The sequence below is a fragment of the Exiguobacterium sp. s35 genome (assembly GCF_018617535.1).
Classification (GTDB): Bacteria; Bacillota; Bacilli; order Exiguobacteriales; family Exiguobacteriaceae; genus Exiguobacterium; species Exiguobacterium aestuarii.
Genome location: NZ_JACSKI010000003.1, coordinates 122449 through 136698, shown reverse-complemented (window position 1 = coordinate 136698; position 14250 = coordinate 122449). Strand labels below are relative to the sequence as shown.

Here is a 14250-nt window from a genome sequence, read left to right as displayed (position 1 = left end):
CGCAGGCCGAGCGGCCTGCGCTTATCTTTTATACAGTTCCCTGCAAGATTCCTTCCGCCCATTCGACTTCATCAGACGTCGGGGGTTTCGTACCTTTGAGTGGATAATCGAGTCCGAGCGCCTCCCATTTGTAGACGCCCATCTCATGATAAGGCAGGATCTCGACTTTCTCGACATGGTCTAATTTTTGAATGAACGCGGCGGTGCGACGAAGCGCCCCTTCTTCAAGCGTCCATCCAGGGACGAGGACGTGGCGAATCCACATTTTCGTTCCGCGCTCGGAAAGGTGTTCGGCAAGCGCGAGCGTGTTGGCATTGCTACGTCCCGTCAATTTTTTACACATGTCGTCGTCGATATGCTTGATATCGAGCAAGACAAGGTCGGTATGATCTAAAATCGCATCCAAGTTAGGAGGACGGAGAGCACCGGACGTATCGAGTGTCGTATGGAGCCCATACTTTTTCGCTTCACGCAGTAATGCCTCTAAAAATTCAGGTTGCGCGAGTGGGTCACCACCTGAGATGGTGATGCCGCCGTTCGATGCCTCCATGAACGGTCTGTAACTGAGCGCCTCTTGAATGACGTCTTCAGCCGAGCGGTGATTATTCTTTTTGAAATCCCACGTGTCCGCGTTATGGCAATAGAGGCAACGTAACGCACAACCTTGTAAAAAGACGATGAAGCGAATACCAGGGCCGTCAACTGTTCCGAATGATTCGACCGAATGTACATATCCCATTGTCATCGAAATGACCTCCTAACGAATGAGCGGCCCTCCGTGGAAGGCCGCTTAGCCTTTACTTACAACGAACCGTGGAACGTACGGTTGATGACATCAATCTGTTGCTCACGTGTCAACTTGATGAAGTTGACCGCATATCCAGATACGCGGATTGTGAGTTGTGGATACTCTTCCGGATGTTCCATTGCGTCGAGAAGCGTCTCGCGGTTGAAGACGTTGACGTTCAAGTGATGTCCTTTGTGCTCTCCACTCATATACCCATCGAGAAGTGCCGCCAAATTGAGTTCGCGTGCGATTTCTTCTTTTCCAAGTGCTTTCGGTACGATTGAGAACGTATATGAGATCCCGTCTTGTGCGTGTTCAAATGGAAGTTTCGCAACAGATGAGAGCGATGCAGCCGCACCTTTCGTATCCCGTCCATGCATCGGGTTGGCACCTGGAGCGAATGGTTCACCAGCACGGCGACCGTCTGGCGTATTCCCTGTTTTCTTCCCGTACACGACGTTTGATGTGATGGTAAGGACCGATTGCGTATGAAGCGCGTCACGGTATGTTTTATGTTTCCGTACTTTTTCCATGAACGATTCGACGAGTTCGACGGCGATTGCGTCGACACGGTCGTCATTGTTACCGAATTTCGGGAAATCGCCTTCTGTTTCGAAATCAACGATGATTCCTTCTTCATTACGGACCGGTTTGACGCTTGCGTATTTGATTGCTGAAAGACTATCTGCCGTTACAGAGAGACCGGCAATCCCACAAGCCATCGTCCGTAAGATTTCTGGATCGTGAAGTGCCATTTCGATACGTTCGTACGCATATTTGTCATGCATGAAGTGAATGACGTTGAGCGTATTCACGTATAGTTCTGCCAACCAGTCGAGTGTACGGTCAAAGTCGGCATATACTTTTTCGTACGTGAGCACATCTTCTGCATTCATCTCCCAAGCAGGAGCGATTTGAGCACCGCTCTTCTCGTCACGTCCGCCATTCATGCTATAAAGAAGGGCTTTTGCCATGTTTGCACGCGCACCGAAGAATTGCATCTGTTTTCCGATCTTCATCGGTGACACACAACATGCGATACCATAGTCGTCACCGAATTGTGGCATCATCAAGTCATCGTTCTCATATTGAATCGCCGATGTTTCAATCGACATTTTCGCACAGTATTGTTTGAAGCCTTCTGGTAGCTTCGTCGACCAGAGAACGGTCAAGTTCGGCTCTGGAGCAGGACCGAGGTTCGTGAGTGAATGTAAGAATCGGAACGAGCTCTTCGTGACGTTCGAGCGACCATCTTCACTCATCCCACCGATTGACTCCGTTACCCAAGTCGGGTCACCTGAGAACAGTTCGTTATAGTCTGGTGTCCGTAAGAATTTGACGATCCGAAGCTTCATGATGAAGTGATCTACGATTTCCTGAACGTCCGATTCTGTTAAACGACCAGCTTCAAGGTCACGTTCAGCGTACACATCAAGGAATGTCGAGACGCGTCCGAGTGACATCGCGGCACCGTTTTGCTCTTTGATTGCAGCAAGGTATGCCAAGTACACCCATTGATACGCTTCTTGCGTGTTTTCAGCAGGGCGACCGAGGTCAAATCCATAAGCTGCCCCAAGTTGTTTAAGTTCTTGAAGCGCACGCAGTTGTTCCGATAGTTCTTCCCGGTCACGGATGTCTGATTCAGATAAGAATCCACCCCGTTTCGCCAAGTCTTTTTTGCGTTCTGCCATCAAGAAATCAATTCCGTAGAGCGCGACGCGGCGATAGTCACCGATAATGCGTCCACGACCGTACGCATCCGGAAGACCTGTGATGATCCCTGATTTACGAGCGGCCCGCATTTCAGGCGTGTAGGCATCGAAGACACCTTGGTTATGTGTTTTACGAATCTCTGAGTAAATTTTTGTGATTTCTTCATCTGGCTCGAAACCATATGATTCTAGTGCGGCATCCACCATGCGAATCCCGCCATTCGGGTGAATCGAACGTTTGAACGGCTCATCCGTCTGAACGCCAACGACTTTCTCTAATTCTTTGTTTAAGTAACCTGGTCCATGCGACACGATTGTCGATGGTGTGTGTTGATCGACGTCCCAAACGCCTCCGCGTTCACGCTCTTCTTTTGTCAGTTCCATCACACGGTTCCAAAGAACGTTTGTCGCTTCTGTCGGACCTGCTAAAAACGTATCGTTCCCTGTGTATTCATGACGGTTCAAACGGATAAACTCACTGACATTGACTTCATTCGTCCACTGACCAGGGACAAAACCTGACCATGCAGATTTGATTTCGGTTGCCATGTTGATTCACTCCTCATTCTCGAAAGTAACTGCGTGTTATCTATACTGTGAGTGTACGTGAAAACGTGAACAATATGTTTTACAGTCTTGTGAAACTTGTAACAATCTTATGAACGTGATGACATAGCCGTTTTTGAAAGCGTTTTACAAACTGTTATATTCGATTAATTATATAGTTTGAAACAGCTGAATCCCATTTCATTAGGGTCGAACTATGATCTGTACTAATTTGATTGTTCTGTGACGAACTATACAGTTTTTGGGGTGATAAATCTCACATCACTCGGTTAGAACTTGAATTTTTGTGTCGTATCAGACACAATGAAGGCAGAACATTGTATAAGAGGAAGGGGTTCTACTCATGACGTACGAACCATTAACACCAAGCCACGCCTTTCAAGTCGGCGATCGCATCTCACTAAAGGTCGACGAAGCCGGTGAAAAGCGTGATGGATTTATCACAGAATTTGAAGATGGAGGGTTTTGGATTCGCTTTGACGATGACATCGAGAACGAAGATTTTATCGATTATCGCGACCAATTACTCGCCGGACTTTTGTCGCGTCCAATCCATGTCATCACGACACATCCGGAACTGAAACCGTTCGAGAAAATGACGTCCGAGTTACAGTATCGCGTTTATCAAGGATTCACGATTGAGAAAGTTGAATTGACAGCAGAAGGCGCGGATGCCCACATCCAACTCATCGAAGACGGTCAAACGTATACACAGACGTTACGTTCTTCAATGGAAGATGGCCAGGAGCATGTTCGCTATATTTGACGAGGGAGCGCTTTCGCTTCCTTTGTTTTTGCCTAAAGATAAGGAGACCTATTATGAATTTTACAAAACCTTTTATTAACGAGACGTGGGAACGGATGGGCTTTAACGAGCCGATGCCGGTCCAAAAAGAAGCGTTTCCCCTACTATTAGATGGAAAAGATGTGACAATCGAGGCACCGACCGGAACGGGTAAAACACTCGCTTACCTGCTCCCAGCGATTGAAAAAATCGATCCATCGAACGACCGAATCCAAGTTGTCGTTGTCGCTCCAACTCGTGAACTTGTTATGCAGATCCAACAGGTCGCACAACGTTTCACCGAAAAAGGCGATGTTCGCATCGGCTCGTTCATTGGCGGTGTCGAATTGAAACGTCAAATCGATCGAATCAAGAAAAAGCCGCATTTAATCGTCGGGACACCGGGACGTCTCGTCGAATTGATTGACAAGAAAAAGCTGAAGCTCCATGAGACACATACCGTCATTTTAGACGAAGCCGACCAAATCATCGATAGCGGTTTGACAGAAGCGGCAGAACGCATCATCAAGCATACTGCGCATGAGCGTCAACTTGCACTCGTCTCAGCAACACTCACCGATTCACTCAAAGAGTGGTCGGCACCGTTCATGAACGAGCCGGCACATATCAAAATCGAACGTGCTGTCAGCGATCAAGTGACATACGGTTACTTGTTGACGACGCGTCGCTACAAACCAGAACTGTTACGCCGTCTTTCACACGTCGATGGCGTGAAAGCACTTGCGTTCATCAATAACCGCTCGTTCTTGCCACCACTTCGTGGGGAGCTTGAAAAGTTGAAAGTGGACTACCGCATGCTCGACAGCTTGAAAGGAAAGCGCGAACGCGTCGAGACACTCCGTGAATTCCGTAAAGGCGAATACCCGCTCCTCATCACGACAGGTCTCGCGGCACGCGGGCTCGATATCGAAGATGTGACGCACGTCGTCCATTTCGACTTACCGGAATCCATCGATGACTTCATCCACCGCTCAGGCCGCACGGCTCGCGGTAACGCAGGCGGGACCGTCCTTTCTCTCGTGACGACGGACGATTTACCACACTTAAAATCATTCGCGCGTCAACTCGGTGTCGAATTGAAAGAACTCGAAATTTATCGTGGTGATGTGATTGAGAAACGGATTGAGGAGAAGCCCCCTGTCGTCAAACGCCCTGCAAACAAGCGAGGACCGCGCCGATGAAAAAAGACCGGAAAGTAATTCCCTTCCCTTTGCTCGTCGAAGAGTCCGAATTGCTTGCCGAACTGAAAAAGTTATATGAGCAAGCCGCTCTTGCGCGAAGCACACAATGGACGAATTATATTCAAGAGATCGCATCGGAAGGAACATGGCACTTAAAAGATGCCGAACTCTTCCGCGACCTCTTCATTGATTGGGCCGTCTTCTTCGAAACGGACGAAGACGGCATGACGCCCCACGGTCGCTATTTGGTTGACCATAAGGGCGACATGTCACCCGCTCTCTATCACGCACTCCGTGGACTAGCCGTCCCGCGTTGCAGCATCTTTGAAGTGACGGAAAACGGTCAGTTAAAAGACTGGGAGTCAAAAGAGACATACGCTGTTCAGTTACCCGAAGAACGTGAGACCGGCGACCTCGTCCTCGGAAAGTTACTCGACATCCGAGGCAGCTGGCGCTTCGGTTCGGCGTTTCTCGCCTTACCTGCGAAGATGTCTGGAAACGTGTCTGATCTTTATATCGACTTTACGGATGAAGTCGGACCCGGTGCCTTTTTGGAACAGTTCCCGGAGTTCTGCGCGGAACTGATTGACTTATTGCTTGATTTAGAAGAAGGCGTCATCATACCGAAACCATCAAAATAAGCAAAGGGCCGCGGCCCTTTGCTTATTTTTGTCTGACGTACACGTCAATCTGTTTGAGCATGTCACGCGCTTCCTCATTTTCAGGCGTGATTGCCGCACTTGAAATCTGTTTCCCGTCCTCGTATACATCGATGACGACACCATCTTTCGCTTGGCGCGTTTGGTACAGACGACCGTTTGAATAGAAGGCGTGATCAACTGAGTCGAGAACGCTTCGGGTCATTTTCTTCCCAGTGTTCAAGTCCATGATGATTTCTTCGCCGTTTTCATTTATCGCTAACAGGTTTTGGCCCGACGTTGTATAATCCCAAAAGCCTTGGTCTTCTGCCAATTGAACGACTTTCTCCGTTTTCGTGTCATAAGCGAATTGACCTGGCAATCTGTCTTCAACATTGAACTTATCTTCTCCTTCTTCGATAACATCGTAGAAGCTAACACCGACAGGGATATAACGTGTTTCTGTCATCTGAGAGGATACATCGGTAGCGTAAAAACGATTCGTATTGATGACATGGGTGATAAATCCTTTGTCCATGTTCAATTCTTTGACGCTTACTTCATTCATCTCTTCATTAAACGTAGCAATCATTGTTTTTACGTCTTCGTCATATCCATCTCGATAGATTAAGTTTAACTGACCATCATTCAGGAATACGCCTGCCCACACCCCGTTCACGATGTCGTATATTTTTGAATCACTGGCATCGAACGCGAATCTCGATATTTCTTTTCCTTCTAATTGCTGAAACACGATGAGTTCTTTCATCCCATCCTGCCCGACCCCGATATATCCATCTTTCGTTTTAATCGACTGCGCATACGTCCATCCATTCATGAGCCTATGGATTGAACGTACATCTCCATTCAAGCGTTCCTGATAACGAAACCCTTCAGATATATAATTCAAATTTGAAGTGAGGCGACTCTCGTCAGCCGTCACTTCAAACCGTTGATCAACAGCATCATCAGAACTATAAGTCATCTCAACAATTTGATTTTCCCAAACAGCTGGATTCGAACTGATGTCTAACGACCATTCTGCTTTCGGTTCTGTCGCATCAACAGCAAACGTCCCAAGCCCAATCACAATCACCGCACCGAGCGCGGCCACATTCCACATTCGTTTCATCTTCTCACCTCACACATTCAATTTCGTCTGTAAAAATCTTCGACCTAGCCAAATCGTCACACTTGTCCAAACGACCAATACCACACCGACGTAAACAATCGTCTCATCATAAATCAGTCGATTCGACAGGAACGCGTATCCTAAAATCGGAATGGTTAAGATGACAACTAGAATCGATAAACTAAGTACAGGCGACCACATCGTACGTTGCCAGAAACTGCGTTCAATCAATACAAATGTAAAAATAAACAGCACAACGATGATGATCAACAATTGATGGATGACAAAATTTACAAGTGAAGAAGGATACATGGCCGTTAACATCCCATGATAGGAAATCGCTTGCTCGAATGAACCTCTCATCGGAATCATCTTTTCATCGAACCAACTCGTGAACGCTATGTACTGTAACTTGAGAGCAATCCATTCGATGGCAAACAGTCCCAACGTCATCATTAAGATTGTAGCGAGTTTGGCGAAAAACAAGGTCATCCGTTTTTGTGGCATTGTGAGTAGTCGCAACATGAACGTCCCTCGTCCTTGGAAATCGCGATACCAAATCCAGGCACTGCATAGTAACATCGCTGCGACCGCAATTCCGAGTGACAAGAGATACGGTGTACTGCCGAGATAATCCAAGAACGTATATTGATAGTCCGCGTTCCCTTCACGTCGTAACCGTTCAAATAGATTCGTCTCATCCCATAAAAAGTAACCGAGATACCCAAACTGAACGACGATAAGACCAGTGACTAATATCAAAAACGGTTTCGTGACACGCTCGACTTCCCAACTCAATAGTTTCAATAGATTCATGCCCCGTACTCCTCTCTCATCACATCAACGATGGATTTCCCATGAATGAAACGGACATCTTCGACATCAAACTCTCGGACGATGCGTCCGTTATTCAACATGACGGCCTTGTCAATCAAGTACTCGATATCTTCAATCTCGTGTGTCGTAATGAGCACGCCACGATTCTCCATGATTTCACTCGAAAACAGTTCGACAATCTGTTCTTTTGAGAAGACATCGATTCCTGAGAACGGTTCATCAAGCAATAAATAATCCGGATCTTGGGCAATCCCGAGTGCGAGGTTCGCTTTCGCGAGCGTCCCTTTCGATAACTCGCTCAATTTATCTTCCGGAAACAATTTAAAGTCTTCGACGAGACGGGCAAATAATGCCGGATCAAATGTCGGATAGAAATCTTTCATAAACGCCTCACACTGTTCAATCGTGAAATGAATCGGGAACATCGCATGATCGGCGACGAAAGCGACACGATTCAAATCAATCGGTTTCCCATCGATCAATACCGAACCTTTATCGAAAGGTGTCAATCCCATGATACCTTTCAATAACGTTGATTTACCTGTCCCGTTCAGTCCGATAAGACACGTGATTTCTCCTTTATTCGCTGTGAACGAGACGTCTTCAATGACTTGTTTCCGGCGATAGCGTTTTTTAACTCCCAACACTTCGATCATCGTACATCCCCTCCTTGTACTGTCGTTTAATCTTCTCGACCAGCTCGTCTACCGAGACATCAAGTTCTTGAATCGATTCTACAAATACGGCGACCGCGTCATCTACGATTTCAGAGCGGATCTGTGCCAATACCGTCCCGTCTGTCGTCACGCGACTCGGTCGATTTCGTTCGGTCGTAATCAATTGTTGGTCCTCCATTTCCTTGAACGCTTTTTGAACCGTGTTCGGATTAATTTTTAAATCGTTCGCAAGCTCACGCCGGGATGGCATCTCATCCCCGGCTTTCAGTTCACCGAGCGCCATCTTTTTCTTGAAGTAGTCGACGACTTGTAGGTAAACCGGTGCCCTCGTATTGAATTGCATGTTCATCACCTTTCTAAGTGTATGACATGGTTAATACACTTTCTAACTGTATTATTAGCGTAATACAGTTAGACGTCAATCATTTTTTCAAATTTTCGCCAAATAAAAAAACACCTGACGCATGCGTCAGGTATTGAAACGTTCAGTCAGAGCACAATATCTGCTCCTCTTTTTGGGTCGACGAGTTGGAGATAAAGATCTTCCCCTGGCCAATAACGCCTCTTGTATTTCTCAAGCCGTGCTATCAGATCACCAATGTATGTATCACGACTCAATGCCCGCTCGTACCGAACCTCGCGGGGACAATCGAGATAAATCACATAATCGTAATAAGATCTCCATTCCGGTCGTTGTAGAAAAATTCCTTCGACGACAATGGTATGAGCAGATGACACATCGACCACTTCTTCAACGATGACATCTCGTTCATGATCATATCGCGGTAATACTAACTCCGTAACCCCTTCTGTTAAGGGGCGGAACAGTTCGTTCTCAAGACGCAACACGTCCCATTGGAGTGCGTAATATTCGGTCGGTTCAGGCTGTCCGGTCTCATAGCGTTTGTCACGTTCCACAATATAGTCATCAATGTGAAGAACAAGTATAGTCGGCTCTTCGCTCAAATGCGAGACGAGCGTCGTCTTGCCCGCTCCGCTCAATCCATCAATCGCTACGACAAACGGTCGATTGGCTGAATGCATCGAACGCGCTGCATGGATGACGGCTAATACGTTCATATCGTTCCTCCCCACACAAAAAAGTCAGCTCACGCATGAGCTGACTTTAGTTTACCAGAGTACCCAACCACGCGCTCCTGGAGGCGCACTCTCAATCAAGTGCCAAATTGGAACCGTGTATGCAAATGCGATCAAGACGAACGTTACAGTAATCCACAATTTCCAGTTTTCGAAATAGCGTGGTGTATCCATTGCCGCCTCTTCCGTCTCAGCGAGCGGGAATTCCTCTTCTCCTTTTGGAGCGAGGAATGACAAGTTGAACATCGAGTAGACGAAGATCAGAACGGAGATGAACAAAATTGTTCCCCCGATCGCCATCATGACGTGGTACGGGATCCATTCACGCGTCAACGCATCCGAGAAGTAAGTTGCCGGACCCGTACGACGTGGGTTACCATTCAATCCTGAAATGTGCATCGCATACGACATGATGGCCATACCGACCGCCCACGTTCCTGCTTGAATCAATCCAAGTTTGTTCATTGCTTTCGTCAACGTGCGACCACGAAGTACCGGTACGAGCCAGTATGCCGTTCCGAAGAATGTCAAGGCTACAGCCGTCCCGACGGTGATATGGAAGTGACCCGTGACCCAAAGCGTATTGTGAACCATCGCATTCAATTGGTGAGATGCGTTGATGATTCCACCCGCACCGGCAGGAATGAAGAATAGCATCCCAACGAATGGTGCGAGGAAACGAACATCGCCATACGGCATTTTCTTCACCCAACCGAACAACCCTTTCGCGCCGAGCGCACGTCCACGAAGTTCGAACGTCGCAAAGAGCGAGAATGCTGTCATGAACGATGGGATGACGACCAAGAACGTCAAGATGACTTGAACGAACTTCCAAAACGGTTCAATTCCTGGTTCTGTCAACTGGTGGTGGAAGCCGACCGGGAATGAGAAGAGTAAGAACAACAAGAACGCCATACGTGCCAACGCATCCGAGAAGATCTTCCCACCGATGACTTTCGGCACGACTGTATACCATACAATATATGCCGGCATGAGCCAGAAATAAACGAGCGGGTGACCGAAGTACCAGAACAATGTACGAGATAATTCGATTCCGACTGTATCTGTCCATCCTAACGAGAGAGGAAGGAGTTGGAAAAGAATCGTTGCTGCGACTCCGAGTGTCGCAATGTCCCATAGAAGCATCGTCATAATACTCATGTAAGCCGGGAGCGGCGGATGAACGCCTGGGTTGTCGCGTTTGTAGTCCGAATACATACGGAACATCGCGAATGACGACAACCACGTCCCGACTACGAATAGGACGAGTCCGACATAGAAGAGCGGATCTGCCATGAGCGGTGCATAGAACGTATACAATACTGTCCCTTTGTTGGCCAAGATCATGACCGTTACCATGACGGCACCGATAATCATCGTCCAAAAACCGAGCCAAGCGACACGTGTCGGGAATGATTCAAAACGACCGAACGACTTCGCAAGCAACGCATATAAGAGACCGATGATGAACATCGTCGTGAAGACGATCCCGAGCATGATACCATGAGCCGTTAGTAATTGATAATATCCAAAGATTTCAGGGATGACTCCGGTCCGAATTAGCGTCTGTGTCAAACCGGCCAACGCACCAATCAAGACGGCGAGAATTGATACGAGAACGTGACCGTACGCAAGACGCGCCTCTTTCGCTCCAATACTCGGAACAGGAACCCCTCGTTCCATCTCCCATTGTTTCAGTTTAGATGATACGTCGTTCATTTACTCCACCACCTTGATTTTAGTCGACATCATGTGATGCCCTGTCCCACAATATTCGTTACAAAGGATCAAAAACTCGCCAGCTTCCTCGAACGTGTACGTCAATGAGTTGATATGTCCAGGGACGACCATCATGTTGACCGGTGTACCTGTCAACTGGAATCCGTGGACAACGTCAGGTGACGTCACAAGGAATGTTACTTTTGCGCCTTTTGGAATTTCAACATTCCCTGGTGTGAACGTAAAAGCTTGTGCAATCATGACGAGTTCGTATTCATTCTCACCAATTTGATGAAGTCCTGGTTTGTCGAATGGAGCCGTCTGATTTACTTTGGCCGGGTCAATCAAATCCGCATCCGATGCTGGCTGATTCCCTGCCGCAAATGCCGATACCCCGAGAACAGTCAAGAAGACCGCGAGTAGGATAATACCAAATGTAAGCCAATATTTTTCTAGTTTATGAATATGCACGATGAGACCCTCCTCCCTACATGTTTATCGAGTGACGAATAAGTAAAAGACTGATGACCACATGGCGATGATGACACCTGCAACGATCATGACTGATGTAAACGTTCCTTTTAGGTTTGGTTCTTGCCCATCTTTATGTTCCACGTGTAAGACCCCTTTCGGTTGTTTTTCCACTTTCATTGTATGCAATCGTCTAGGGGATAATATGTGATATTTATCACTCCAAAAGTGACAATCACATCAAATTTGCGTAGTTTCAACACACAAAATTCACATTTTGATAAAAGTAGGCCACAAAAAACCGCCTTCACATAAGGCGGTTCATAAACGACATATTCCTGCAGGACAACCCTCGCAGTGACAAAGTTCTTTCAAAAAATCAACATCATGAATGACAATCGATTTGGCTGTCGTGCTGATGACTCCTTCTTTTCGCCATTGACTGATCAATCGATTCACCGTCTCGCGTGGTGCTCCAATCAACTGCCCGAGTTCTCCATCTGACGGATGACGAGGAATGACGATTGTCCCCTCTTCCTCCACCCCATGCATGGCTGCCATACGGAGTAGTGTCGAAGCCAAAGCGCCTGGTTTTCCGTATAGCAATAAGTCGCGTACTTTCATCTCTGAATGTTTGCGCATCATCGATGTCCATCGTAAAATTTCTCCGGCAAAGCGGATGTCACGTTGCATGAGCGATTCCAACTCGCGTTTTGAAATGGTCCCGATCGTACTTTCCTCAGTCGTCTCAATGCTATACGAGCTGGGGAAAGTTTCGACAATGTCAAACTCACCAAAGAAATCATCCGAACCATACATGAACATGACGAGTGGATTTCCCTTTTTTGTGATTTTTGTGAATTTGACAGAACCACTCTTCAAGTAAAAGAACTTATCACACTTCTCACCTTCCCAACATACGATACTCGCTTTCGGATGATGTTGAATCGTCATCATTTCCAGTAGCAATTGTTTCGTTTCATCTGAGAATACAAAACTGTTCGGTTGGGTCGTTCCACATTGCATTGACATAGGTCGGTGCTCCCTCCACGTTTCATTCGTACGTTCCAATTATGACTTTATTATACAGGAGTGTGACAGGGAGTATCAAAAAAGTATGTGACATTTCAAACAATCTTTTTCAAAAAAAGAGAGACCCGGCATTTGTACCGAGTCTCTATAGCTTTATCGTTGAATCAATCGAATCAATTGTTCAGCCGGTTTGAAGTTCGGATACCGAACTGGTAAATCAAATTTTGTCGTGTTTTTCAAAATAGACTTCGCGTGACTAAACGTCTCAAAGCTCGTACGTCCGTGATAGGCCCCCATACCGCTCTCGCCTACTCCACCAAACGGTAAATTCGGGTTCGTCAAATGCATGATGACATCGTTCACACACCCTCCTCCAAAGGAGAGGTGTTTCATGATCGTTCTTTCCACATCTTTCGATTCCGTAAAGAGATAGAGCGCAAGTGGATGCGGTCGGTCAGAGATGAACTCAATCACTTCATCTAGCTGACGATACGGAATGACCGGTAAAATCGGGCCAAAAATCTCATCTTTCATCACATCGGCATCTTCTTCGAGATTCGTCATGACGGTTGGCGCGATTTTTAGCTCATCCCGGTTCGTTTCCCCACCAAAAGCAAGTTCACCTTCTGTCAAATAGTGAGACAAACGGTCGAAATGCGATTCGTTGACGATACGAGTGTATCGTTTCGTACCGACACCGTTCCCGAACATCGCAAACGCCTCTTGTTTGATTGCCTCTAAAAATGCTTCTTGCTGCGATTCATGCACGAGCACATAGTCTGGCGCGACACACGTTTGTCCGGCGTTCATCCATTTCCCCCACGCGACACGTTTTGCTGCGATAGAGACATTCGCATCTCCGTGAACGATTACAGGTGATTTCCCTCCGAGTTCGAGTGTGACGGGTGTTAAATGTTCTGCTGCCGCCTTATTTACGATTCGACCGACTTGCGTCGAACCCGTAAAGAAAATGTAGTCCCATTTTTGATTCAAGAGCTCTTGGGCTGTGTCTTTATCCCCCTCGACACTGGCTATATATCGATCGGTGAAAGCACGTTCTAGCACTTGTGTCAGGACACGCGCGACATTCGGTGTCAGTTCTGAAGGTTTGACGACCGCTGTGTTTCCTGCGGCAATGGCACCAATGAGTGGCGCGACCGCTAGTTGGAACGGATAATTCCACGGAGCGATGATCAATACCGTACCGTATGGCTCATATTGAATTTCACTCTTCATTCCAAGATGGATGGCAGTTCCACGCACACGCTTCGGACGCATCCATCGTTTTAATTCACGTGTCGTCCGAGAAATCTCGTCATAAATGAATCCGATTTCTGTCGTATACGCATCCATCTCCGATTTGTTCAAGTCCTCTTTAAGCGCTTCTAGCAAGTCCGCTTCATAATGCTTGATCGATTCCTTTAAAAACGTCAGCATACTTAAACGGAATGCCATTGATTTCGTCGCCTGTGTTTTAAAGAAACGACGTTGTTTTTGGACAAGCTCGTCAATCGTCAATTGTTCAATCGGTGCCAGCATGAACTTTCCTCCTTATGATTCATCACATTGATTTCATTTTATCATCGAGTGAAAA

The 14250-nt window shown here is 46.9% G+C and carries 15 protein-coding genes; 3 read left to right on the top strand and 12 right to left on the bottom strand.

Annotated elements, in window-relative coordinates; translation table 11 throughout:
* Positions 1-28: 28 nt before the first annotated feature.
* Positions 29-745 carry a pyruvate formate-lyase-activating protein gene (pflA, locus tag KNO75_RS12725; protein WP_214761178.1) on the bottom strand — a complete coding sequence of 239 codons (717 nt, stop codon included), beginning with the start codon at positions 743-745 and terminating at the stop codon, positions 29-31.
* 56 nt (positions 746-801) lie between these two features.
* Positions 802-3048 (bottom strand): formate C-acetyltransferase, encoded by a 2247-nt coding sequence (gene pflB, locus KNO75_RS12720; RefSeq protein WP_214822170.1) that lies wholly within the window; start codon positions 3046-3048, stop codon positions 802-804.
* Positions 3049-3409: 361 nt separating this feature from the next.
* Between pflB and KNO75_RS12715 the strand changes: the two genes are divergently transcribed.
* From KNO75_RS12715 to KNO75_RS12705, 3 genes are read left to right on the top strand one after another with little or no spacing between them, the layout of a single operon-like run.
* The gene (locus tag KNO75_RS12715) at positions 3410-3832 is read left to right on the top strand and encodes a hypothetical protein (protein ID WP_214696410.1); all 423 of its coding nucleotides are present in this window, start codon (positions 3410-3412) and stop codon (positions 3830-3832) included.
* 53 nt (positions 3833-3885) lie between these two features.
* Positions 3886-5052, top strand: coding sequence for a DEAD/DEAH box helicase (locus KNO75_RS12710; protein ID WP_214696412.1), 1167 nt, complete (start codon positions 3886-3888; stop codon positions 5050-5052).
* On the top strand, positions 5049-5693 hold the full coding sequence (locus tag KNO75_RS12705) for a hypothetical protein (RefSeq protein ID WP_214822169.1): 645 nt from the start codon (positions 5049-5051) through the stop codon (positions 5691-5693). The genes KNO75_RS12710 and KNO75_RS12705 overlap by 4 nt, the downstream gene beginning before the upstream one ends.
* Positions 5694-5715: 22 nt before the next feature.
* On the opposite strand, the gene KNO75_RS12700 is transcribed toward KNO75_RS12705, so the two are convergent.
* The 10 genes from KNO75_RS12700 to KNO75_RS12655 form a co-directional block, all read right to left on the bottom strand.
* Positions 5716-6822 carry a hypothetical protein gene (locus tag KNO75_RS12700; RefSeq protein ID WP_214822167.1) on the bottom strand — a complete coding sequence of 369 codons (1107 nt, stop codon included), beginning with the start codon at positions 6820-6822 and terminating at the stop codon, positions 5716-5718.
* Positions 6823-6831: 9 nt separating this feature from the next.
* The gene (locus KNO75_RS12695; RefSeq protein ID WP_214822165.1) at positions 6832-7638 is read right to left on the bottom strand and encodes a hypothetical protein; all 807 of its coding nucleotides are present in this window, start codon (positions 7636-7638) and stop codon (positions 6832-6834) included.
* Positions 7635-8315 (bottom strand): ABC transporter ATP-binding protein, encoded by a 681-nt coding sequence (locus KNO75_RS12690; protein WP_211781660.1) that lies wholly within the window; start codon positions 8313-8315, stop codon positions 7635-7637. The genes KNO75_RS12695 and KNO75_RS12690 overlap by 4 nt, the downstream gene beginning before the upstream one ends.
* Positions 8293-8685 carry a GntR family transcriptional regulator gene (locus KNO75_RS12685; protein ID WP_214822164.1) on the bottom strand — a complete coding sequence of 131 codons (393 nt, stop codon included), beginning with the start codon at positions 8683-8685 and terminating at the stop codon, positions 8293-8295. The genes KNO75_RS12690 and KNO75_RS12685 overlap by 23 nt, the downstream gene beginning before the upstream one ends.
* A 140-nt stretch (positions 8686-8825) precedes the next feature.
* Positions 8826-9416, bottom strand: a complete 591-nt coding sequence (locus KNO75_RS12680) for a kinase (protein WP_214822163.1) — start codon at positions 9414-9416, stop codon at positions 8826-8828.
* 51 nt (positions 9417-9467) lie between these two features.
* The gene (locus KNO75_RS12675) at positions 9468-11153 is read right to left on the bottom strand and encodes a b(o/a)3-type cytochrome-c oxidase subunit 1 (protein ID WP_214822161.1); all 1686 of its coding nucleotides are present in this window, start codon (positions 11151-11153) and stop codon (positions 9468-9470) included.
* Positions 11154-11624 carry a cytochrome c oxidase subunit II gene (locus KNO75_RS12670; protein ID WP_074033048.1) on the bottom strand — a complete coding sequence of 157 codons (471 nt, stop codon included), beginning with the start codon at positions 11622-11624 and terminating at the stop codon, positions 11154-11156. It lies immediately after the preceding gene.
* 24 nt (positions 11625-11648) lie between these two features.
* Complete coding sequence (locus KNO75_RS12665) at positions 11649-11768, bottom strand: cytochrome c oxidase subunit 2A (RefSeq protein WP_224863290.1); 120 nt, start codon at positions 11766-11768, stop codon at positions 11649-11651.
* Between the two features lie 177 nt (positions 11769-11945).
* On the bottom strand, positions 11946-12656 hold the full coding sequence (locus KNO75_RS12660; RefSeq protein WP_214790605.1) for a Crp/Fnr family transcriptional regulator: 711 nt from the start codon (positions 12654-12656) through the stop codon (positions 11946-11948).
* Between the two features lie 153 nt (positions 12657-12809).
* Entirely contained in the window at positions 12810-14195 is a 1386-nt protein-coding gene (locus KNO75_RS12655) for an aldehyde dehydrogenase (protein ID WP_214785708.1), read from the bottom strand.
* Positions 14196-14250 lie beyond the last annotated feature (55 nt).

Excerpts from the sequence above, each read along its gene's own strand:
- pflA (WP_214761178.1), bottom strand. The coding sequence starts at position 745 with ATGACAATGGGATATGTACATTCGGTCGAATCATTCGGAACAGTTGAC.
- pflB (WP_214822170.1), bottom strand. The coding sequence starts at position 3,048 with ATGGCAACCGAAATCAAATCTGCATGGTCAGGTTTTGTCCCTGGTCAG.
- KNO75_RS12715 (WP_214696410.1), top strand. The coding sequence starts at position 3,410 with ATGACGTACGAACCATTAACACCAAGCCACGCCTTTCAAGTCGGCGAT.
- KNO75_RS12710 (WP_214696412.1), top strand. The coding sequence starts at position 3,886 with ATGAATTTTACAAAACCTTTTATTAACGAGACGTGGGAACGGATGGGC.
- KNO75_RS12705 (WP_214822169.1), top strand. The coding sequence starts at position 5,049 with ATGAAAAAAGACCGGAAAGTAATTCCCTTCCCTTTGCTCGTCGAAGAG.
- KNO75_RS12700 (WP_214822167.1), bottom strand. The coding sequence starts at position 6,822 with ATGAAACGAATGTGGAATGTGGCCGCGCTCGGTGCGGTGATTGTGATT.
- KNO75_RS12695 (WP_214822165.1), bottom strand. The coding sequence starts at position 7,638 with ATGAATCTATTGAAACTATTGAGTTGGGAAGTCGAGCGTGTCACGAAA.
- KNO75_RS12690 (WP_211781660.1), bottom strand. The coding sequence starts at position 8,315 with ATGATCGAAGTGTTGGGAGTTAAAAAACGCTATCGCCGGAAACAAGTC.
- KNO75_RS12685 (WP_214822164.1), bottom strand. The coding sequence starts at position 8,685 with ATGAACATGCAATTCAATACGAGGGCACCGGTTTACCTACAAGTCGTC.
- KNO75_RS12680 (WP_214822163.1), bottom strand. The coding sequence starts at position 9,416 with ATGAACGTATTAGCCGTCATCCATGCAGCGCGTTCGATGCATTCAGCC.
- KNO75_RS12675 (WP_214822161.1), bottom strand. The coding sequence starts at position 11,153 with ATGAACGACGTATCATCTAAACTGAAACAATGGGAGATGGAACGAGGG.
- KNO75_RS12660 (WP_214790605.1), bottom strand. The coding sequence starts at position 12,656 with ATGTCAATGCAATGTGGAACGACCCAACCGAACAGTTTTGTATTCTCA.
- KNO75_RS12655 (WP_214785708.1), bottom strand. The coding sequence starts at position 14,195 with ATGCTGGCACCGATTGAACAATTGACGATTGACGAGCTTGTCCAAAAA.